Genomic DNA, 21,172 nt, shown 5'->3' with positions numbered 1-21,172 from the left:
GTGAAGACAATTATAAAACGGCGATGGCCCTTTAAAAATTTAGAATGTCATTCCCCCGCAAGAAAGAGAGAAGGGCATCTCTGGTTTCCACTCCTTGCGAAACGGGACCAGTCACGGCCGATGCCAGCCGCTGATTCAAACGGGGATTTTCGTGTCCCCGGGTCCGCACGATTCTCATCCTGCAAACCATATACTATGGTACGGGGTCGCTTGGTTTTTGTCAAAATTTACAAGGATTTCCGCGCTTTTTTGCGTGCGCTGCAAAAGCGTGCGGTGCAAACTTTGGAAAAATCCGTCTTATTCTGCGGATTTTTCCGGTTTGGTTAATGCGCCGTTAATGGGCTCACTCAATCCCCTCATTCAATCCAGGCCACGCGCAGGGCGTTGGTGGATCCCGGCGTGCCGAACGGAACACCGGCGGTCAGGACCAGACGCTGCCCTTTTTTCGCCAGCCCTTGAAGGGCGGCCTGTTCCGTCGCCATTTTCACCGCGTCGGAGAAGGATGTGATGTCCGGCGTGTACACGGCATGTACGCCATAGGACAGCATCAAACGGCGTGTGGTTTGTGCGGAATGCGACAGGCACAAAATCGGCATCGCCGGGCGCTGGCGCGCGGTGCGCAGCGTGGTCGATCCCGATGATGTGTAATTGGTGATGCACGCGGCATTGATCGTCTGCGCTACTTGGCACGCGGCAATGGTGATGGCGTCGGATGCATCGGTGTCGGCATCCGGATGGTCGGCATCCATAATGCGGCGATACAGATCGTCGGCTTCGACGTGCTGGCAAATGCGGTCCATGATGGATACGGATTCGATCGGGTATTTCCCGGCGGCGGTTTCGGCGGACAGCATCACGGCATCGGTGCCATCATACACGGCGGTGGCCACGTCGGATGCTTCGGCGCGGGTCGGGGCCGGGCTTTCAATCATGGATTCCAGCATCTGGGTCGCGACGATAATCGGCTTGCCGGACTGGCGCACCTGCCGCACGATTTTTTTCTGCAAAGCGGGCACTTCCTCCGGCGGAATTTCAACGCCCAGATCACCACGCGCCAGCATGATCCCGTCAACCAGATCGAGGATGCCGGCGAACAATTCAATCGCGGAGGGCTTTTCAATTTTCGCCATCAATGCGGCACGGCCACCGATCAGTTTTTTGGCTTCGGCGACATCTTCCGGACGCTGCACAAAACTTTGCGCGACCCAATCCACGCCCATATCGAGCGCGGCGACCAGATCCTTGCGGTCTTTTTCGGTCAGGGCCGGAATGGGCAAAATCACGCCGGGCACGTTCACGCCCTTGTTGTTGGACAATTTCGTGCCGCTGATCACTTCCGCGATCAGGAAGTCCGCACCCTTCTCAACAATCTTCATCCGCACCTTGCCGTCATCGCACAGGATGAACGCGTCGGGCATCAGCGTGTTGATGATTTCCGGGTGCGGCAAATTGACGCGGGTGTCATCGCCCTCGGTCTTATCCAGATCGAGGCGCAGTTTCTGCCCGGCGGTCAGGGTGATGGACCCGTCTTTAAACCGGCCCACGCGCAATTTCGGTCCCTGCAAATCGGCGATGATGGCGATGGGGCGGGCCAGCTTGGTTTCCAGACCGCGGATGATTTTCACGCGCGCGGCATGGTCGGCGTGTTCGCCATGGCTGAAATTCAACCGCACCACATCGACCCCGGCCAGAACCAGTTTCTCGATCATCTCAATATTCGCCGATGCGGGGCCCAACGTGGCAACGATCTTGGTCTGGCGTTTACGGACGAGAGGGCAGATTTCAGTGCTGGTCATAGCGGAAGCCTTACAGGGTTCGTGCAGGGAAAGATCACGCCCGCTTTATATCAAGTTTTGCCCCGATTGGCGTAAAAATCTTATGGTTCCAGCTTGATCGCGCGGATGGGGGTGGGACCATCCACGCCCAGCAGGGCACAAGCCAGACGGTATACGCTGTCCGCCGGGCGGTCGGTGTTGATCCGGCTCCATTCAATGTCGCCCAGATCAAAGCCCAATTGCATGGCGACGATTGTGGAATCGGCATCCGATACATCGCCCACCCGCGCATCGACGCGGGTTTTCAGCGTATCGGGCGCGGCATCCAGCCAGATGCCGTGGAATCCCGCGCCACAGGCGGCGGCCCGGTCGGCGAAGCTCTGGCGCTCGATGGGTTTGGCAAAGCTCATATCGACAATCACGACCTGTCCGGCGCGCAAAGCCGCTTCCATGCGGCTGGCCAGCGTCTCGTAGGTCTTGGTGCTGAAATCCCGGCTATAGGCCGCGGGCGGTAATTTGGTCAGCGGGTCCACGCCCCACAATTCCTTGCGAATGGAATCGGACCGCAGCCAGACCGCGCCGGTTTCCGCCGCCAATCGCCCGGCCAACGTGGATTTCCCCGATCCTGACAGCCCGCCAATTGCGATCATAAAGCCGTGTTTTTCACCATGCTTTTCCATAGCCGAGTCACTTTCCATTCAGTGTTTTATGCTGGCCGCACCTTACCCCGATCGCGCCGACCCCGGCAAGAAATAGGAATCGGGGGTTCTGTATCGCATTGAAAACACTGGCGTTTTTGCCTGCGAATCAGGGGCGAATCAGGGGTGGTCCGGGGGCCGTTTTGCCCCCATATCAATCATGATTTCCTTGTGGTGGATCAGGGGGTTAGAGGCGCATTCCGGCCCATGCGCCGCCCGCGTCATCGCGGGCGCGCGCTTTTTCCGGAAGGGGGCCGAGGGGCCAAACAGGCACAAGATATGGGGTCGATATGGAATGCAGCCTTTCGATATTCGTGAAAGATGATTTCGTTTTTGGGGATAAAAAAACTCTGCATAAGACTCATTTTAGGGCTTGAACTCACACGGCCACAGGCGTTTTTAGCACGTGTTTGCGGGGGTCAGCCGGGGGCGCTAGGAATTTTGTCATCTTGGTGGCACCCACGACATGTAGTAGGCTGTATTTGTGATGACCGCAATGGATAGTGGTTTTATCCACACTATCGAACAAGCCCCGACAGCCCGCCCCGCCGTGTCCACCCCCAAGGTGGCCGAGGGAGAGTTTTTGAAATTTTACAGGAGTAGCATGCCATGTTTGACGTCGCCCAAGTGCCCCAAGGCAACCGTATCCAGATTGATCGTTCCCGGGACGCCAACCTGACCGATTTCGGCAAGGCCACGCTGGTTGACCGCTACCTCCTGCCCGAAGAATCCTTCCAGGATCTGTTTGCGCGCGTCGCCATGTTCTACGGCGATGACTCCGCCCACGCCCAGCGTATTTATGATTATATTTCAAAGCTGTGGTTTATGCCGGCGACGCCGATCCTGTCCAATGGCGGCACCAGCCGCGGCTTGCCGATTTCCTGCTTCCTCAACGAATCCGGCGACAGCCTCGAAGACATCGTGGCGCTGTGGAACGAAAACGTCTGGCTGGCGGCCCGTGGCGGCGGCATTGGCTCGTACTGGGGCAATGTGCGTTCGATTGGCGAAAAGGTTGGCCGGAATGGCAAAACCTCCGGCATCGTGCCGTTCATTAAGGTGCAGGATTCTCTGACCCAGGCGATTTCCCAAGGCTCCTTGCGTCGTGGTTCCGCCGCGATCTATCTGCCCGTCTGGCACCCGGAGATCGAGGAATTCATCGAAATTCGCCGTCCGACCGGGGGCGACCCGAACCGCAAAGCGTTGAACATGCACAACGCCGTCGTGATCCCGAACAGCTTTATGCACGCGGTTGAGAAGGACGAGGAATGGGCCCTGAAATCCCCGAAAGACGGCCACGTTGTTGGCCGGGTCAAGGCCCGCGATCTGTGGATCCGTATTCTGACCGCCCGGATTGAAACGGGTGAACCCTATATCCTGTTTATCGACCATGTGAATGACCGCATTCCGGCGCACCATAAAATGGCGGGCCTCAGTGTGAAGATGTCGAACCTGTGTTCGGAAATCACCCTGCCGACCGGTAAAGACCCGCTGGGCAATGAACGTTCGGCTGTGTGCTGCCTGTCGTCGCTGAACCTCGAACTGTTCGAACAGTGGCAGGACCACCCGACCTTTATCGAAGACGTCATGCGTTTCCTCGACAACGTTCTGACCGACTTCATCAACAAGGCGCCGGATTCGATGAAACGGGCGAAATATTCCGCCATGCGCGAACGCTCGGTCGGTCTGGGCGTGATGGGCTATCACTCCTTCCTGCAATCGAAAATGATCCCGATGGAATCGGTGATGGCCAAGGTCTGGAACCGCCGCATGTTCCAGCACATTAAGCGTCAGGCCGATGATTCATCGGTGAAACTGGCGCATGAACGCGGTGCCTGCCCGGATGCCGCCGATTACGGCATTATGGAGCGTTTTTCGAACAAGATGGCGATTGCGCCGACGGCGTCCATTTCCATCATCACCGGTGGCGCGTCCCCGGGGATCGAACCGAACGCGGCGAATGCGTACAACCACAAAACTCTGTCCGGCTCCTTCGCGGTGAAAAACCCGTATCTGGAAAAAGTGCTGGAAGAAAAAGGTCTGAACAACGACGATATCTGGTCGTCCATCTTCACCAACGAAGGATCAGTTCAGCATCTGGACTTCCTGAGCCAGGATGAAAAAGACGTGTTCAAAACCGCGTTCGAAATCGACCAGCGCTGGTTGATCGAACACGCCGCGGACCGCACACCGTTTATCTGTCAGGCGCAGAGCCTGAACGTCTTCCTGCCGGGCAACGTGCACAAGCGCGATCTGCACCGCATCCACTGGGAAGCGTGGGCAAAGGGCGTGAAGTCGCTGTATTACTGCCGCTCCAAATCCATCCAGCGCGCCGAATCCGCCGCAAGCTGGGCGCGCAGCAAAGAGGGCCAAAAGCCCGAAGGCAACCGCGAACCGGAACTGGGCGAAGAAAAGAAATACGACGAATGCCTGGCCTGCCAGTAGGCAGGCCCCAAGAAAGTGTTCTGCCAGTAAGCAGGCCGCAGAAGAAACAAAAAGGGCCCCGATATGGGGCCCTTTTCTATTGTTAATACATTGAAAATAAACAAATCCCCTATTTTATTGACATAAACACACCCCCTGATTAAAGATACCATCCCTCTCTTAAAAAACCGAACGAAGGTTGGGCGTCATGAGCCATGATTTGAATGCACAGGATTCACCGGAGATGCTGCAGGACTGCCTGACGCAGGGCATCCTGAATGTGGCCAAGGGCAATGCCACCTTGGAACAAAAACTGTGCGAAGCCATCTGGAGCGCGGGCTTGAATGTCGCGCTGGGGCGCGCGGAATTGATGGACCGCGCGCAGAAGATGTTTGTGCCGGGTGGCGCGCTGGAACAATATCGCGCGTTTTCATCCGACGTCTATCTGGCGATTCAAAACACCATGGCGGCCTATGGTGATGACGGCATGAACCGCTTTGCCAATCCCGGTCCGTTTACGGTGCGCGGTCTGGTGATTGAATTTAATCGCCTTGCGACAAGCCATGCCGCGACCAGCGGTGAATATTCCATGCGTCAGGATTATGAAGGCACGGTGTTTTATCTGCCACAGGGGCTGGCCGATAATGATAAGGTTCGCGACCGGATGCAGGAAAAACGCGCCGTCTACCTCACAACTTTTATGCCGCCGCGCACGGTTGATGAAGCCGTGCATGCAAGCCGGGCGCTTGTTTTTGATTCTTTGACGCTGACATTTGATGCGGTGGGCCGCCCGCTGCTGGACGATGAACGCCCCGCCTGTTCGGTCGATGGAACGCCCGAAGCGCAAAAACGTGTAAATCATGTCTCGTTCGGCGATGGAAAAAACCCGTGCGATTCTTGCGCCTGCGCAATGAAAAAATCCCCTTGGGGACGGTAATAGAAAATAAAACGAACTTTAAAAAACTAAAAAAGAAGGTGTGTCATGAAACTGCAAAACGTATTTAAAAAAGCCGCACGTTTGTTCGGGGCTGGTCCGCAATTTTACTGCCATGTCGACGGGTTCGACACGGCGATCAAGCGGATGGACAATAACACATTCGAATTGCGTATCCGCGCGAATGGTAAAAACCCGGAATACCCGGCCGCGGATCACGATACGGTCCTGCGTGTCGATCACGACCCGGAATGCCGTCGCGGTTTTGTCGATGGGCGTTTGTTCGTTGAGAAAAATACGAAGTACAAGGCGTTCGAGCTGGTGGAAGCATTCGATTCCGCGCGCGCTTATCATGGTGTTGTCCTGCGCGCGAAAATCACGACCTTCGGCGGTTACAGAACCGAAGAAGATGTCCGGATTCTGCCACGCCAATCCACCATTTCTCTGGCGCAAAAACAAAGCCAGCCGGATGTAACGATCTAAGTAAAAAGGATAGATCATGACCCTGAAAACATTATTCCGCGCCGCTGCCGCACATCTGTTTGGTGGCCCTGTTGTGCAGAAAAAAATTGATGGGTTTGATGTGTCACTGGATCGTCAGGACAATGGATGCTTTGTTTTTCGCGTCCGTGCGAATGGAAAAAATCCCGAATATCCGGCACAGGATGAACCGGTGCTGATGATTTTTCGCCGCAAAGAAAATCCGGGAAGTGGGTCCACGAAGGGGATGAAGGGGCCAGAGGTGATCGTTCACAATTCTGCCCGTTATGTTGGGTTTGAATTGGTTGAGGTGTTTAACAACGGCAAGGATTTCGTTGGCCGTTATACACCCAGCCACCACGGCGTGATCCTGCGCGCGGACATTGTCTATGTGGGCGGGCAGACGGGCACGGCGTCCATGGGGGCGTGGGTTCGCAAGTCTGACCGGGAAAAACCGGACTGGAAAAATCTGGGCCGCGGTCCCCTGATGGTCTGATCAAAAAGAAAGAAGCCCGGATTTTTGGTCCGGGCTTTTATAGTTGAACAGGGAACTTCAAACTTAAAAATCTTGTGCCTTCAAACCTTACTGGGCTGAGGCCAGAACCGTGCCTTGCGGTTTGTTGTGCAACCACCACGCATCGCGGTTGATCGAGAAGATCGGGCGATAGCGGCTGGTCAGCGAATTCGCGGTGCGCACGCTCTTGTTCTGGTTGTCCAGGATCAGTGCGCCGTCATCCGTATACACAACCAAAACGGCGTGCGGAATGTTTTTTTGCAAATCATGCACAATGGCGATGCGCAGGCGGCTTTCCGGTACGCCCAACGCGCGCAGCATGGTGTATTTGGCGATCGCGTAATCTTCGCAATCACCGCCACGGGCGAAAAATTCAACCGGGGTGGCCCAGTAATCGCTGTTGCCGTAGTTATCCTTGTCCTCGATATAGCGGACAGCGTTTGCAATGGTATTCACGCGGGCGGCCATGGCGTCCAGCGGCAAACCTTGCAACGGCTCAATCTCGGCCTTGATGGTTTTGATGCTGGATTTGGCGGATGCGCCGTTCATCGCGCTTTCAAACCGCACGAACATATCCGTCCATTTGGTGAATGGTTTCAGGTTCAACGATTGTTTTTCATCCGCGCCGAGCAGGTTCGGATAATAATTCACCGGGGTGAACGCGCTGTTGGCGACGCTGGCCAATGTGACTTGGGCCGGTAAATCCCGCACGGATGCGGCGTTGGCGCGTTTAATGCCAAACATCGTAAAGCCCAAAGCAACGGCGAGAGAAGCGGCCATCAGGCGCAGCGTCATTTGCTGAACCAAGGCGCGGTACAAATCCTGACGACGGATCATGCGTTCGCGGAGCAGAACACGGCCCAGCGGTTCAGATGCGCCCGATGTCTTTTGGCGGGCCAACGCATAGCGCAATTCCTGCGGCGTTAAGGCCCCGGTATAAACCAGCACTTCGCCCAGACGGTTGCGGTCGACGGATACTTTGATCCGGTTCAACACGCCGCCTTGGCTGTGTGATTTCAATGATGATCCACCCGATTCAAAACCCACTCAAAACCCCGAAAATTCGCCGAAAATTAAGCCCAAACCCGTCTTTTGTTCCTACCATTAAAGCGGAGAAACATTGACGAAACCTAAACAAACAGGCAAAAAGAGACGGACGGTCGTAAATGGGCCATAAAATGCTGAAAAAACAGGGGCTTGCCCTGTAGATCCTTTGGATATTATGACGCGCAATTCTTTGCAAAACGCAACCGTGGCCGTGATTGGCGACATCATGCTCGACCGGTATGTCACCGGCGATGCCGTGCGCCTGTCGCCCGAGGCCCCGGTGCCGGTTTTGTCCAACACGACAACGCGGGCCGTTTTGGGTGGCGCGGGCAACGTGCTGGCCAATCTGCGCGGGCTGGGTGTGCGTGTGCATCTGGCCGGTGTCGTGGGGGATGATGCCGATGCGGGCACTCTGCGCGCCATGATGGCGGATATTGGCGCGGATGCTGCCGGATTGCTGGTGGCGACCGATCGCCCGACCATTGTAAAAACTCGGTTTATGGCGGGCAACCATCATCTCCTGCGCTTGGATGCTGAAGAGGCGCGGCCTGTGGGTGACGATGTCGCTGCGCGCCTGATTGCGCAGGTACAGGCGGCGTTAAAAAATGGCGCGCGCGCGTTGATTCTGTCTGACTACGGCAAGGGGACGTTGACGCCTGCGGTTATTGCCGGCGTCATTGACGCGGCGAAGGCCAGCAATGTCCCGGTTCTGGTTGATCCGAAGGGGCGGGATTATTCCATCTATCGCGGGGCCAGCATTGTAACGCCGAACCGCAAGGAACTGGCCGAAGCCACCGCCAATATGCCCAATGCCACCGATGGCGACATTGTCGTGGCCGCGCGGCATTTGATCAAAACTTCCGGCATTGATTGCGTCATCGCCACCCGGTCCCAGGATGGGATGAGCGTGGTGCGCGCCGATGGCACACCGTTGCATCTGCGGGCGCAGGCGCGCGCGGTGTTTGATGTCTCCGGCGCGGGCGATACGGTCATTGCCACCATTGCCGCTGGACTGGCTGCGGGTATGGATCTGGATGATGCCGCCCATCTGGCCAACCGGGCCGCAGGCATTGTCGTGGGCAAAGTCGGCACCGCCCCGATTATGATGGATGAACTGGAATCCGGTGACGCCATCAGCGACATGATCGCTCCCGTTTGCGACAATTGGGATGATGCCGCCAGAATCGTTGAGGGCTGGCGGGCGCAGGGTTTGAAAATCGGCTTTACCAACGGCGCGTTTGATATTCTGCATCCCGGTCATGTGACCTATCTGGCGCAGGCGCGTTCGCGCTGTGACCGTCTGGTTGTGGCCCTGAACTGCGATGACTCCATCCGCCGGTATAAGAGCAAAGACCGCCCGATCAATGACGAATCCTCCCGCGCGCAGGTTCTGGCGGCGCTGGGCGCGGTCGATCTGGTGGTGATTTTTGGCCGCACGGCGGAGGAGGATGACAAAGCCGAGCTGGTCATTCGCCGCATCAACCCGGATGTGTTGGTGAAGGGCGCGGATTACGAAGGCAAGCATGTCGACGGCGCGGATTATGTTCAATCCCGCGGCGGCGTGGTCTGGCTGGCCCCGGTGGTCGCGGGCAAAAGCACGACGGCGATCGTGAAGAAGCTGCAAGGGCAGGGAAGCTGAGCGTCCTGTCGCTCTCTATTATCTTTACAAAACCATTCTCACCCCCTACCCAACCCTCCCCCCTCGGGGCGTGGGGAGGGCTTACATTTTATCTCCTCCCCCCTTTGAAGGGGGGAGGGTCAGGGTGGGGGGATGAAAGCCGCGCGCGGTACATTCCATCGTGATGCTCTGCGCAATCCGTATTTCCTTGGGACTGTATTTCCCCGGCAATCCCTGATAGCATGAATCGGTCTGGCGTTCTGCCATGCCGCCTTTCTTGATTCTTTTCGCGGCTATCCACTTGTCTTTATAGGAATTTGACCATGCCTGCTTTGTCCCGTCTGGTGCGTGTTTTCACATTGGCTTCTGCCGTTGTTCTGGCGGGCGGGCTTGCGGCTTGCGCCGATACAACGATGCCAACCGGCTACACCTATCATAACGAAGTGTACAAGGCACCTCCGGGCAAGGAAGCGTCCAAACCCGCGCATGTCGTTGGTCAGGGCACGGCCCCCGCCATGGTTGTGGATCAGGCTCCGGTGCAACAAACCGAAGGTCTGCCGCCGGGCTTTACCAATGCTGATATCGATTCCCTGACCGTTGTGGCCGAAGATTTGCTGACCAAACTGGTGCGCAATTTTGGTCGCCCGATGGAACCGACCATCGTGATTACAAACCCGGCCAACACCAACCGCGATGCCGCGATGGAAATGGCCCTGCGCCGCGCGATGCAGAATCAGGGCATTCCGGTGTCGACTTCTGCTGGCGAAGGTCCGTTCTCTCTGGGCTACAGCATTGCTGACCGCGCCCAGAACGGGGCTGGTGCCTATACGCTGGATGCGGAAATTTTCCTGATCGTTCAGGGCAACGAAATCACCCGCCAACATGGCTCTGTCGATGTGTCTGCGGCCCCGGTTTACATGAACAACCCCCCGGTTCCGGTGGCGGATGTGTCCAGCGAACCGGTTGTTGTTGACGGCGGATTCTAAAGGAACGGAGTGCGGGCGATGATGGCTTTTCGATCAACATCGCTGGTGCTGGGGGCGTGTGCCCTGCTGGGGCTGGGCGGCGTGCTGGGTGCCTGTGCGGTGACGCAGGCCATTCAGGATGAATTGTTCGACACCTCAAAAATCAACCTGACGGATTCGTCTTATGCGGCGGCGGATATGCTGGCGCAACAATCCCGTGCCCATGTCAATGCGGCGACGCCGGTGCAAATTTTCCCGCTGTATGATGTGGCGATCCCCGGTGAACTGACCCCGTTCGGTCAAACCGTCTCCAGCCAGTTGGGCGCGCGCTTTGTGCAGTTGGGGTATAACGTCTATACGGGCGGCCTGCCGCCGGACAGCGTGCCGTCCACGGTTATGGCCCCGCAAGTGGGCGTCGGCGCGCCGCAGCCGGTGATGAAGGGTGTCACCCCATCATCCGCCAGCGGCATGAAGAAACCGGGTCTGGTGCAAATGTACGGATCTTATGCCCGTGGCAAAGACCATTTGATGATTTCGCTGCAGATGATTCAGGCGGAAACGGGTCGGGTTCTTTCGGCCTATGACTACACGCTTCCGGCCACGCGCCAGTTGCGTGAAATGAGCATGACCAAAGCCGAACGGGATCAAGCCGCCACAGGCATGGCCTACAGCACGGTGACACCGCCGAATACGGCCCCCGTGGCCCAGCCCGCGCATCAGGCGGTCACGCCGCCTTATGCCCCACCCGCGCCCGTGACCACGTCACAGCCCATGCCGCTGGTGAAGTAACGCCCCCTTATCCCCTCTCCCCCCGGGAGAGGGCTAGGGTGAGGGTGCTATGACTGTTTTCAAGCAAGCGTTAATAGAGATGGCTCGCAGCGGATATCGCGCCTCTGCGGGGATGTTTTTTTTATATTTGTGAAGGGGTTCCCTCACCCCAACCCTCTCCCGGAGGGAGAGGGAGTGGTTTTTTAGCGCGCCAGAATAACCTTGTAAAAATGCTGCGTATTGCCGGCCCCGGTGCAGGTGACGCACCCTTGCGGTGCGGGGGTGAAGGTGAAGCTGGACCCGTCCATCGTATTGGGCGCGCTCGAGAAAATGCCGCTAAAGCGTACGCCCGATGAATCATAAACACACGTGCCCGTATCATCGGTATCGCCCAGCTGGCCCAGCGATGTATTCATAGCCGTGCAAAATTCCGGTGTGACGTTGGGCAGCACCGCGATCAGGTCTGCGGCATCCGTGCCAACATCCGGCGCGGCGGTTGTGCCGTAAAATTCCCATGCGGACGTATCATTGACTCCGGCGGGGGGCTCCAGATAGTCCGCACCGCCACCTTGAACGTGAAAGATTTCGGCCGATGGGGTTGTGCCGTATGTGCCGTAATCGCTGTGCGAATCCGGGTGGGCGAAGCTGATCGCGGATTCTTCGCGCACATTCTGGTATGCGACCTCGGTGGCGCGGGCCAGCGCGCTGGCATATTGCTGCACTTGGGACACTTTGATGACCATTTGTTCGGCGTCGATATTCGCACTTTCCGATCCGCCGGATCGCAAGGCGGCGGTCACCAGACCCACCAGCGCGATCCCGAGCAGGATGAAGAAAATGACGTTACCGGATTCTGGCCCGAATTCCGGTGAAGGTTTGCGTTTTTGCTGCATGCTTTAATCCAGAAAAATATCATCCACCGGATCAACGCCGGGGGTCGTGTTGTACGTTGAAAAATCATTGATGCCGACCAGGCGCAGGGCGCTTTCATCGGTGTAATGCTGTCCGGTTTCAAATCGCCCGTTGCATCCGGTCAGGATGGCATAGGCCGCTTCGGCGACAATGGCGGGCGTGCGGGATGCGGTATAGGCATCGGCGAAAAACACGCGCACGGCATCGGTGGCAATCAATGTTTGCGGCCACAGCGTGTTGGCATGGATGTGCCAGTCTTTAAATTCCGCGGCAAATCCCATGGTCAACAGGCTCATTCCATATTTGGACAGGCTGTAAGCCGGGCACCGCCCGATCCATGCGCTGCCCAGATTGAGCGGCGGGGACAGGGTTAAAATCTGGGCCGGGGAATCGGCCGTTGCGGATTTTTGCAGATATGGCAGGGCGGCCTGTACGACCGCAAATGTGCCGCGCGCATTCACGTCCATCATCAAATCGTATTTGCTCATCGGCGTGTTGGGCGTGGGGGCGGCGTGGATGGCGCTGGCATTGTTCACCACCATGTCGATCTGGCCGAATGTTGCGGCAATGGTCTGGATCGCACCCGCCACGGCATTTTCATCCCGAATATCCACGGCCAGTGGCAAGGCGTGCCCGCCCGCTTTTTCCACGGCATCGGCGGTGGTGTGGATGGTGCCTTCCAATGTTGCGTGAGGGGTGTCGGATTTGGCCAGAATGGCAATGTTGGCGCCGTCGCGCGCGGCGCGTTGGGCAATGGCGGCGCCAATCCCGCGGCTGGCCCCGGTGATGACGATCGTTTTATCTTTCAGCGACGTCATCGGCGGATCCTCTTACTCAGAAGGCGCGGGGGGAGATGGTCATGCAATCCGTGAAATAGCGACAGGCTTCGATGGCCTGATTGCGGGAAAAACCCTTGATCCGGGCGCGGAAGACCGTGCTGCTCCCGGCGCTTAAAGGGACGATGACCGGCTGGGCCACTTGCGCCAGTTGCGGCGGCAATTTGCCTTGGGAATTGTTCAACAATTGATCCGTTTTCATCCGGTTGGTAAACGCACCGATTTGCACCGACCATGTTTGTTCCGCGCCCGATGCGACGATCGGCGCGGTGGTGGTCACGGTTTGCGGTTGCTGCACCGGTTGTTGTTGCGGTTGCAGGCTGGCCTGTGCGGCCGGGGTGCGGATGACTTGCGGGTGTACAGGCTGTTGCGGCTCTGCCCGCGATACGGCGCCCGCGCTGCGCAGCGCGTTGACGGCGACCATGCCGCTTTCAATCCGGGTGGATGCGCCCGGGTCGGAATCGCCCGCGCCCATCATTTCTTCAAAATGGGTGGCGGCGACGACCGTGTTCGTTGTTTCGGTGCCCGGCTTGCGGTTCGGAACCGGGGCGGGGGCCGTGGCGCGTGTATCGGTGTTGGCCATCATGACCTGACCCGTACCGATTTGTTTGAACCCGCGGTCCAGCAAATCGGCCACGTGGGCGTTCCGGCTCTGGGTGGTGCGGCCGCCAAAGACGACGGCGATCAGGCGGCGGTCGCCGCGCACGGCGGTTGCGGCCAGGTTGAACCCGGACGGAACGGTATAGCCGGTCTTCATCCCGTCCATACCCTTATAGGTTTCCATCAGGCGGTTATGGTTGTGATAATTCACGCCGTTATAACGGAAATTCTTGGTGCTGAAGAACCGGAAGTTCCGCGGCTGGCTGTAGATGATATGGCGCGACAAAAGGGCCATATCCCGCACGGTGGATGTCTGTGCCGGATGGTGCAAGCCGGACGCATTGCGGAAGGTTGTATTGCGCATGCCGATTTCATGGGCGCGGCGTGTCATCATGCTGGCGAAATTGGATTCGCTCCCACCGACGGCTTCGCCCAACGCGGCGGCCATGTCGTTGGCGGATTTGGTGACCAGTGCGCGGATGGCGTCTTCAACCCGGATGGTTGATCCGGCTTTCAGCCCGATCTTGCTGGGCTGCATGCTGGCGGCGTGTTTTGAAATACGGATGCGGGTGTTCAGGTTCATTTCGCCCCGGTCCATCGCCTCAAACACCATCAGCAGGGTCATCATTTTGACCAAAGATGCGGGGTACAGGCTTTTGTCGGCATAACGCTCATGCAGAATCGCGCCCGTATCGGCATCCATGACGATCGAGGCATAACGCGGGTTATCTTGTGATTTCTTCTTGGCGGCGTGTGCGGGTGTTGCGGCCATCAAGCCCAGCCCCAGAACGAGTCCCAGAGCGGCGGAAAAAATTGCGCGAGCGTGCTTACGGGTATTGGCCACGTCGTATCCCATTGCGGAAGAGGTCCTGTATGCTTTTCGTTTTTTGTACGCGTTGTCGTTTGATCGTCTACAAGGTCTGGCCCCATGGCGGAACCGGGTCGCAACCACAGGGGTCCGACTCATAAAACCATGATAGGCGCGCAGATCCTTAAAGTCTATGAATCCGCTTGAAAAAATGCATACAGCCCCAGGGATAGATCCGGGATATCCCGCTTCTCAAAACGAGGGTGTTTTCTCATTCTGGGAAGCGTTGTGCGTTGCACCATTTTTTCCCTTGACGACCCTGGGGGTGCATGTTACCTTGGTATTGTGCAATGCATCATATTCTTTGAAAAAATTACAACTAAAGGATAGGGAGAGCCACCATGACAGCGAAAAAAGCAAAAGCACCCCAGAAAAAGGCCACCAAAGCCGCCACCAGTAACGTGCGCGCCCTGAAGGCTTCTGTTGAAACGCAATCGACTGAAATTACGGAGAAAATCATGACAACGACCAAAGCCACCACCGCGAATTTTGAAAAACTGACCAAGGACGCGTCCGCGCTGGGTCAGGAACAGGTTGAAGCGCTGACCCAAGCCGGGTCCGTGTTCGCCAAAGGTTTCGAAGACATCCTGAAAACCTACGTGTCCATCTCTCAGGACGCGGCCGAGAAAAATGCGGCTGCCCTGAAAACCCTGATGGGCTGCAAAACGATCAACGATTTCTCTGCCGCCCAGACCAAACTGGCGCAGCAGCAATTCGAAGATTTTGTCGCCGCGTCGACCAAATTGTCCGAACTGGGCCTGAAGGTCACGACCGAAACACTGGAGCCGCTGAACGCGCAGGCCAGCAAGGCGATTAAAAAAGCTACGGACTCTCTGGCTGCCTAAGTCTGCGCCACGTCCTGACTGAGTCCCATTTCTAATGGTGACCTTCCCAACTGCTCGTTCCCTTGTGGGAACGAGCATTTTTCTTTGTGATGGCCGTTGATCTTTGTACGGGCCGCGCAATTTTCTTTCAGAATACCGGGGCGAAATGGCGCAAAACAAAACGATTCGGGATTGTTTTGGTGATTTTTTATTTTTCCCGATTCTGTTCATAATTCGTTATAATATTGATGGCAGTTTCCGCGCCCCACAGAAAAAGACTTTTGAGCGAGCGTGTGAGCAATGACCAGTTTTTGGATTGAAGACGATATGGATGTCTGGCTGATGGCCACCGATGATGCAAACGATCCGCGCCCGTATTTTGGGCCGCATTTTGATGCGCCCATCCATGGCATGGCTGATGATGGTGATGACCATGGCGACCACCATGAGGACGGCGAGGGCGATGAACGCCGCCAGCCCGGCCTGCTGCTCAAACCCCGGCCCAAAACCAAAAAACCGTCAATGTACAAGGTCTTGCTGCTGAACGACGATTACACGCCGATGGAATTTGTCGTCCATGTGCTGGAACGGTTTTTCAGCAAAAACCGTCAGGAAGCCACCGACATCATGCTGCACGTCCACCGCCGTGGTGTGGGCATTTGCGGCATCTTCACCTACGAAGTCGCCGAAACCAAAGTGGCGCAGGTCATGGACTTCGCCCGCGCCAGCGAACAACCCCTCCAATGCACGATGGAGAAGGAATAGGGACGGTGTCCCTCTCCAACAAGTTTAAGACCCTCTCCCCCAACCCCTCTGGGAGAGGGTTAGGGAGAGGGCCTTTCTAAAAGTGAGAGGGCCTTTCTAAATATGAAAACAAGCGCTTCCATCTTCACTTTTTATCAATCCGAATCCCTTCATACTCGAATCAGCCTTTAAAATGACCTCGGGCCGTTAACTTTGGCCCCAAAATACTATATCAATACAGTGTCCAACCTTTTCCGCGTCCGGATGTCCTGCCATGCTTTCACGCAATCTTGAAAAAACGCTCCACCGCGCTCTGGCTCTGGCCAATGATCACGGCCATGAATATGCGACGTTGGAGCATTTGCTGCTGGCCCTGACCGATGATCAGGATGCCATGGCGGTGTTGCGGTCCTGCGGTATTTCGCTCCCCGATCTGAAGGATCAATTGGCGCATTATCTGGACAACGAACTGACCTATCTGGTCAACCGGAACGGCGAAGAATCCAAACCGACCACGGCGTTCCAGCGTGTTTTGCAACGCGCGGCGATCCATGTGCAATCATCGGGACGCGAGGAAGTGACCGGCGCCAATGTTCTGGTCGCCATGTTCTCGGAACGCGAATCCAACGCGGTCCATTTCCTGCAGGAAATGGACATGACCCGCTTTGATGCGGTGAATTACATTTCCCACGGCATCGCCAAGGTGCCGGGGCAGAGCGAAATCCGCCCGCCCGAGGGCACCGAACCGGGCGAATCCGGTGCGGGTGAAGACAAGGCGGCCAAGCCGGGGCGCGATGCGCTGGAAACCTATTGCACCAATTTGAACAACAAGGCCCGGCGCGGCAAAATCGACCCGCTGATTGGCCGTCACGAGGAAGTGGACCGCACGGTGCAAATCCTCTGCCGCCGCTCCAAAAACAACCCGCTTTATGTCGGTGATCCGGGCGTTGGTAAAACGGCGATTGCCGAAGGGCTGGCCAAACGCATCGTCGATGGCGAAGTGCCGGACGTTTTGAAAACCGCCGTGATTTACGCGCTGGATATGGGCGCGTTGCTGGCGGGCACACGCTATCGCGGTGATTTCGAGGAGCGGTTAAAGGCCGTTCTGGGCGAAATTGAAAAGGTTGATAATGCCGTACTGTTTATCGATGAAATCCATACCGTGATTGGCGCTGGGGCAACATCGGGCGGGGCGATGGATGCGTCGAACCTGTTGAAACCGGCCTTGTCGAACGGGTCTTTGCGCTGCATCGGGTCCACGACGTACAAGGAATACCGCAATCATTTTGAAAAGGACCGTGCCTTGGTCCGTCGGTTCCAGAAAATCGATGTGAAGGAACCAAGCATCGAGGATGCGATCAAAATCCTCAAAGGGTTGAAGCCGTATTACGAAGAACACCACAATGTGAAATACACCAACGACGCGATCAAGGCGGCGGTGGAACTCTCCGCCCGCTATATCGGCGACCGCAAATTGCCGGACAAGGCGATTGATATTATCGACGAGGTTGGCGCGGCCCAGATGCTGGTGCCGGCATCGAAACGCAAAAAAACCATCAATGTGAAGGATATTGAGGATGTGATCGCGGTGATCGCGCGCATTCCGTCCAAGGCGGTGAACAAGGATGACCGCACGGTGTTGAAAAACCTCGATCGTGACCTGAAAACCATGGTGTACGACCAGGATCAGGCGATTGCGGTGCTGTCGGATTCCATCAAAATGGCGCGCGCGGGTCTGCGCGATGCGGAAAAGCCGATTGGGTCGTATTTGTTCAGCGGCCCCACCGGGGTTGGTAAAACCGAAGTGGCGCGGCAATTGGCTAAATCGCTGGGCGTTGAACTGAAACGCTTCGACATGTCGGAATATATGGAGAAGCATTCGGTGTCCCGCCTGATCGGTACGCCGCCCGGCTATGTCGGGTTTGAACAGGGCGGGTTGCTGACCGACGCGATTGACCAGCATCCGCATTGCGTGTTGCTGCTCGATGAAATCGAAAAGGCCCACCCGGATCTGTACAATATTTTGCTGCAGGTGATGGACTACGGCAAACTGACCGACAACAACGGTAAAACGGTCGATTTCCGCAACGTCATTTTGATTATGACGACCAACGCGGGCGCGGCCCAGATGGCGAAATCGCCCATGGGGTTTGAACGCGGGATGGAGGTGGATTCCGACAATGATGAAATCCGCCGCCTGTTCACGCCGGAATTCCGCAATCGTCTGGATGCCATCGTGCCGTTCCAGAATTTGAAACCGCAAACGGTGGCGCGCGTTGTCGACAAATTCGTCATTCAACTGGAAGCCCAATTGGCCGACCGTGATGTGACCATCGTCCTGTCCGACGAAGCCCGCGCCCATCTGGCCGAAATCGGCTATGACCCGACCATGGGCGCGCGTCCATTGTCACGCGTCATTCAGGAAAAAATCAAACGCCCGCTGGCCGAAGAATTGCTGTTCGGCAAATTGACCAAGGGCGGCGTCGCCCATGTCGATTTCAAGGACGGCGCGCTGGTCTTCGATTACGAAGAGGCCCGCAAATCCGGCGCCCGCGAGAAAATCGACCAGGATTAAGCCGTCTGATTTATAAAGATCTGGATCATTTTAACCCCCGCCGGATACCCGGACGGGGGTTAAAAATGGCCGAAAACCGCCAAAGCAAGAATATTTCTTTCCATAAAACAAGATAATTTTCTTGGCACCCCTATGTAAAATCTCTATAAATTTCAAACAGGTTCAAAAAATAAGAAACTTCTTTTTGAGTAGGGATGGGAATCATCATGGAAAGATCCGAAAATCTGCAGCACACATTGTCGCGCATTTATGACGTCGCGCTGGCCCGCGGTCATCAAATGCTGATGCCGGAACATTTGCTGCTGGCGATGCTGGATGACCCCGATTGCAAACGCGTTTTCAGCGCCCTGAATGTGAAAACGGACAAGATCAAAGAAGGGCTTGAGCATTTTATGCTCGAACAATTCGATGTGGGTCCGGCTCCTTTGGAAGAGCGCGATCTCCAAACCAGTTCTTCGCTGGGCACCATTATGAACCGTGTGCATATTGAACATGCGGCCACTCCCAATCTGGTGGTGAATGCCACGCATTACCTGTTGGCCCTGATGAAGGAACGCCGCGCCCATGCGACGGTGCTGCTGGAAGCCAACGGTATCGACAGTGCGACAACGCTGCATAACTTCCTGCTGCACGGGACCAAGACGGACCCGGCGTCCAATGCGCTTGCAACCAATAACTATGGCCTGAACACCGGCAAAAAGGCCCAAGGGCAAGAAGGCGAAGAAGACGAGCGCACGCCGTTGGAACAATTCGCGGTGAATTTGAACGCGATGGCCGCGACCGGAAAAATTGATCCGGTTCTGGCGCGCCAGAATGAAATCAACCAAACGATCGAAGTCCTGTCCCGCCGCAAGAAAAACAACCCCATTCTGGTGGGTGAGCCGGGCGTGGGTAAAACCGCGGTGGCCGAGGGGCTGGCGCTGGATATCGTCAATGGCAATGTGCCGGACAAATTGCTGGGCGCGACTGTGTTCTCGCTCGACCTGACGGCGCTGACCGCGGGCACGAATTATCGCGGTGATTTTGAAAAGCGCCTGAAAGCGGTTTTGACCCAGTTGGAAGCAACGCCGGGTTCGATCCTGTTCGTGGATGAAATCCACATGCTGATCGGTGCCGGAACCGGCAGCGACAGCAAGATGGATGCCGCCAATATTATGAAGCCATATCTGTCCAGCGGGCGCGTGCGCTGTGTTGGGGCAACGACCTACGCCGAATACACGAAATATTTCGAAAGAGACGCCGCGATGAGCCGCCGCTTCCAGAAAGTGGACGTGGCCGAACCGACACCGGCGCAGGCCATCGAAATTCTCAAAGGCCTGAAAAAACACTACGAAACTTTCCATGGTGTGACCTATACGGACGATGCCATCGAAGCGGCCGTGAAATTGTCGGTGCGCTACATGCATGACCGTCAATTGCCGGACAAGGCGATTGATCTGCTGGACGGTGCCGCCGCTCGCCGCATTATCGAACCGCGCGAAACGCAGGTGATCGATAAGGACGAAATGGAAGAAACCGTTGCGCGCATCAAACGCCTGCCGAAGAAAGAATTGTCGGATGGTGGTTTGGAAAAACTGCGCACGCTGGATGCCGATTTGCGCAAGACTGTGTTCCAGCAGGATGCCGCCGTTGATGCCCTGACCGATGCTGTTTTGCTGGCACAGGCTGGCCTGCGCGATCCGAATAAACCAAAGGGGAACTATCTGTTCACCGGCCCGACGGGTGTTGGTAAAACCGAATTGGCGAAACAACTGGCGGCGACGCTGGGGGTTGAGCTGGTGCGTTTTGATATGTCCGAATTTCAGGAAAAACACACGGCGGCGCGTCTGGTTGGGGCCCCTCCGGGCTATACCGGTTACGATGATGGTGGTGAACTGACCTCGGCCGTGACCAAGCATAACAATTGCGTCCTGTTGATGGACGAAATTGAAAAAGCTCACCCGGATGTCCTGAAAACATTGTTGCAGGTCATGGATGACGGGCGTTTGACGGACAGCCACGGGAAAACCGTTGATTTCCGCAACGTCGTTTTGATCATGACCAGCAATTTGCGTGATGCGGAATTGCGTCAGGTGAATGGCATCGGGTTTGCCGCAAGCAGCCGGACCGAAGTGATGCGCGAAGACGAAGTGGCGAAATTCCTGCCGCCGGAATTCCGCAACCGTATGGATGCGCAAATTCGCTTTGATCATTTGAAGCCGGAAACAATGGGCTTTATTGTCGATAAATTCGTCAAAACACTGGAAGGCCAACTGTCGGAACGGAATGTGAAAATCAATCTGACCGCAACGGCGCGTGAATATCTGTCCGCCAAGGGCTATGACCGCGACATGGGTGCGCGTCCGATGGGGCGTTTGATCCAGACGGAAATCAGCACACCGCTGGCCCGTCAGGTGCTGTTCGGTGAATTGACCAAGGGCGGTGCCGTGTTGATTGATGCCGAAGGCGAAGGACAGGACAAAAAGCTCCGCTTCCTGTTCAACGATGCCGCCGTGGCCAATGATAACAGCCCGGAAGCCGCCAAGCCGGAAAGACAGCGCCGTCGCAGCAGAACGCCGGCACCGAAATAAGGCGTCGAATGAACAAGAAAAAC

17 protein-coding genes are annotated in these 21,172 nt (G+C 56.6%); 11 read left to right on the top strand and 6 right to left on the bottom strand.

Annotated features, from left to right (window positions below):
* Positions 1–356: 356 nt before the first annotated feature.
* Both pyk and ACSC94_RS09450 read right to left on the bottom strand, forming a co-directional pair.
* Positions 357–1,796: a pyruvate kinase gene (gene pyk / locus ACSC94_RS09455; protein WP_435640588.1), complete on the bottom strand. Its 1,440-nt coding sequence runs from the start codon at positions 1,794–1,796 to the stop codon at positions 357–359.
* Between the two features lie 80 nt (positions 1,797–1,876).
* Positions 1,877–2,455 carry an AAA family ATPase gene (locus ACSC94_RS09450; protein WP_435640587.1) on the bottom strand — a complete coding sequence of 193 codons (579 nt, stop codon included), beginning with the start codon at positions 2,453–2,455 and terminating at the stop codon, positions 1,877–1,879.
* A gap of 627 nt (positions 2,456–3,082) precedes the next feature.
* Between ACSC94_RS09450 and ACSC94_RS09445 the strand changes: the two genes are divergently transcribed.
* The 4 genes from ACSC94_RS09445 to ACSC94_RS09430 all read left to right on the top strand — a co-directional run bounded on the left by ACSC94_RS09445 (position 3,083) and on the right by ACSC94_RS09430 (position 6,804).
* Positions 3,083–4,915 (top strand): ribonucleoside-diphosphate reductase subunit alpha, encoded by a 1,833-nt coding sequence (locus ACSC94_RS09445; RefSeq protein WP_435640586.1) that lies wholly within the window; start codon positions 3,083–3,085, stop codon positions 4,913–4,915.
* A gap of 187 nt (positions 4,916–5,102) precedes the next feature.
* Positions 5,103–5,831, top strand: a complete 729-nt coding sequence (locus tag ACSC94_RS09440) for a hypothetical protein (protein ID WP_435640585.1) — start codon at positions 5,103–5,105, stop codon at positions 5,829–5,831.
* A 45-nt stretch (positions 5,832–5,876) separates the two neighbouring features.
* Positions 5,877–6,311: a hypothetical protein gene (locus ACSC94_RS09435; protein WP_435640584.1), complete on the top strand. Its 435-nt coding sequence runs from the start codon at positions 5,877–5,879 to the stop codon at positions 6,309–6,311.
* A gap of 16 nt (positions 6,312–6,327) precedes the next feature.
* Positions 6,328–6,804, top strand: a complete 477-nt coding sequence (locus tag ACSC94_RS09430) for a hypothetical protein (protein WP_435640583.1) — start codon at positions 6,328–6,330, stop codon at positions 6,802–6,804.
* Between the two features lie 87 nt (positions 6,805–6,891).
* On the opposite strand, the gene ACSC94_RS09425 is transcribed toward ACSC94_RS09430, so the two are convergent.
* On the bottom strand, positions 6,892–7,869 hold the full coding sequence (locus ACSC94_RS09425) for a transglutaminase-like cysteine peptidase (RefSeq protein ID WP_435640582.1): 978 nt from the start codon (positions 7,867–7,869) through the stop codon (positions 6,892–6,894).
* Positions 7,870–8,044: 175 nt separating this feature from the next.
* Here ACSC94_RS09425 and rfaE1 point away from each other — a divergent pair, with 175 nt between their 5' ends.
* The 3 genes from rfaE1 to ACSC94_RS09410 all read left to right on the top strand — a co-directional run bounded on the left by rfaE1 (position 8,045) and on the right by ACSC94_RS09410 (position 11,241).
* Complete coding sequence (rfaE1, locus tag ACSC94_RS09420) at positions 8,045–9,508, top strand: D-glycero-beta-D-manno-heptose-7-phosphate kinase (RefSeq protein WP_435640581.1); 1,464 nt, start codon at positions 8,045–8,047, stop codon at positions 9,506–9,508.
* A 302-nt stretch (positions 9,509–9,810) separates the two neighbouring features.
* A complete protein-coding gene (locus ACSC94_RS09415; protein WP_435640580.1) occupies positions 9,811–10,473 on the top strand; it encodes a hypothetical protein in 663 nt (220 codons plus the stop codon).
* A gap of 18 nt (positions 10,474–10,491) precedes the next feature.
* Positions 10,492–11,241 carry a hypothetical protein gene (locus tag ACSC94_RS09410; protein ID WP_435640579.1) on the top strand — a complete coding sequence of 250 codons (750 nt, stop codon included), beginning with the start codon at positions 10,492–10,494 and terminating at the stop codon, positions 11,239–11,241.
* Between the two features lie 182 nt (positions 11,242–11,423).
* Here ACSC94_RS09410 and ACSC94_RS09405 read toward each other — a convergent pair whose 3' ends face one another.
* The 3 genes from ACSC94_RS09405 to ACSC94_RS09395 are packed head-to-tail and all read right to left on the bottom strand — an operon-like array spanning position 11,424 to position 14,424.
* Complete coding sequence (locus ACSC94_RS09405; RefSeq protein WP_435640578.1) at positions 11,424–12,113, bottom strand: hypothetical protein; 690 nt, start codon at positions 12,111–12,113, stop codon at positions 11,424–11,426.
* Positions 12,114–12,116: 3 nt separating this feature from the next.
* Complete coding sequence (locus tag ACSC94_RS09400; protein ID WP_435640577.1) at positions 12,117–12,950, bottom strand: SDR family oxidoreductase; 834 nt, start codon at positions 12,948–12,950, stop codon at positions 12,117–12,119.
* Positions 12,951–12,966: 16 nt separating this feature from the next.
* Positions 12,967–14,424 carry a D-alanyl-D-alanine carboxypeptidase family protein gene (locus ACSC94_RS09395; RefSeq protein ID WP_435640576.1) on the bottom strand — a complete coding sequence of 486 codons (1,458 nt, stop codon included), beginning with the start codon at positions 14,422–14,424 and terminating at the stop codon, positions 12,967–12,969.
* 353 nt (positions 14,425–14,777) lie between these two features.
* On the opposite strand from ACSC94_RS09395, the gene ACSC94_RS09390 reads away from it, so the two are divergent.
* From ACSC94_RS09390 to ACSC94_RS09375, 4 genes are all read left to right on the top strand, one after another.
* Positions 14,778–15,281 (top strand): phasin family protein, encoded by a 504-nt coding sequence (locus ACSC94_RS09390; protein WP_435640575.1) that lies wholly within the window; start codon positions 14,778–14,780, stop codon positions 15,279–15,281.
* A 390-nt stretch (positions 15,282–15,671) separates the two neighbouring features.
* The gene (clpS, locus tag ACSC94_RS09385; RefSeq protein WP_435642169.1) at positions 15,672–16,025 is read left to right on the top strand and encodes an ATP-dependent Clp protease adapter ClpS; all 354 of its coding nucleotides are present in this window, start codon (positions 15,672–15,674) and stop codon (positions 16,023–16,025) included.
* 253 nt (positions 16,026–16,278) lie between these two features.
* Positions 16,279–18,579, top strand: coding sequence for an ATP-dependent Clp protease ATP-binding subunit ClpA (gene clpA, locus ACSC94_RS09380; RefSeq protein WP_435640574.1), 2,301 nt, complete (start codon positions 16,279–16,281; stop codon positions 18,577–18,579).
* A 206-nt stretch (positions 18,580–18,785) separates the two neighbouring features.
* Positions 18,786–21,149 (top strand): AAA family ATPase, encoded by a 2,364-nt coding sequence (locus tag ACSC94_RS09375; RefSeq protein WP_435640573.1) that lies wholly within the window; start codon positions 18,786–18,788, stop codon positions 21,147–21,149.
* Positions 21,150–21,172 lie beyond the last annotated feature (23 nt).

Source organism: Micavibrio aeruginosavorus (assembly GCF_051245535.1).
Lineage (GTDB): Bacteria > Pseudomonadota > Alphaproteobacteria > Micavibrionales > Micavibrionaceae > Micavibrio > Micavibrio aeruginosavorus_D.
This window is presented reverse-complemented; position numbering and strand designations above follow the sequence as displayed.

Excerpts from the sequence above, each read along its gene's own strand:
- ACSC94_RS09405 (WP_435640578.1), bottom strand. The coding sequence starts at position 12,113 with ATGCAGCAAAAACGCAAACCTTCACCGGAATTCGGGCCAGAATCCGGT.
- ACSC94_RS09395 (WP_435640576.1), bottom strand. The coding sequence starts at position 14,424 with ATGGGATACGACGTGGCCAATACCCGTAAGCACGCTCGCGCAATTTTT.
- ACSC94_RS09400 (WP_435640577.1), bottom strand. The coding sequence starts at position 12,950 with ATGACGTCGCTGAAAGATAAAACGATCGTCATCACCGGGGCCAGCCGC.
- ACSC94_RS09390 (WP_435640575.1), top strand. The coding sequence starts at position 14,778 with ATGACAGCGAAAAAAGCAAAAGCACCCCAGAAAAAGGCCACCAAAGCC.
- ACSC94_RS09450 (WP_435640587.1), bottom strand. The coding sequence starts at position 2,455 with ATGGAAAAGCATGGTGAAAAACACGGCTTTATGATCGCAATTGGCGGG.
- rfaE1 (WP_435640581.1), top strand. The coding sequence starts at position 8,045 with ATGACGCGCAATTCTTTGCAAAACGCAACCGTGGCCGTGATTGGCGAC.
- ACSC94_RS09415 (WP_435640580.1), top strand. The coding sequence starts at position 9,811 with ATGCCTGCTTTGTCCCGTCTGGTGCGTGTTTTCACATTGGCTTCTGCC.
- ACSC94_RS09435 (WP_435640584.1), top strand. The coding sequence starts at position 5,877 with ATGAAACTGCAAAACGTATTTAAAAAAGCCGCACGTTTGTTCGGGGCT.
- ACSC94_RS09410 (WP_435640579.1), top strand. The coding sequence starts at position 10,492 with ATGATGGCTTTTCGATCAACATCGCTGGTGCTGGGGGCGTGTGCCCTG.
- clpS (WP_435642169.1), top strand. The coding sequence starts at position 15,672 with ATGGCTGATGATGGTGATGACCATGGCGACCACCATGAGGACGGCGAG.
- ACSC94_RS09445 (WP_435640586.1), top strand. The coding sequence starts at position 3,083 with ATGTTTGACGTCGCCCAAGTGCCCCAAGGCAACCGTATCCAGATTGAT.
- clpA (WP_435640574.1), top strand. The coding sequence starts at position 16,279 with ATGCTTTCACGCAATCTTGAAAAAACGCTCCACCGCGCTCTGGCTCTG.
- ACSC94_RS09430 (WP_435640583.1), top strand. The coding sequence starts at position 6,328 with ATGACCCTGAAAACATTATTCCGCGCCGCTGCCGCACATCTGTTTGGT.
- pyk (WP_435640588.1), bottom strand. The coding sequence starts at position 1,796 with ATGACCAGCACTGAAATCTGCCCTCTCGTCCGTAAACGCCAGACCAAG.
- ACSC94_RS09375 (WP_435640573.1), top strand. The coding sequence starts at position 18,786 with ATGGAAAGATCCGAAAATCTGCAGCACACATTGTCGCGCATTTATGAC.
- ACSC94_RS09440 (WP_435640585.1), top strand. The coding sequence starts at position 5,103 with ATGAGCCATGATTTGAATGCACAGGATTCACCGGAGATGCTGCAGGAC.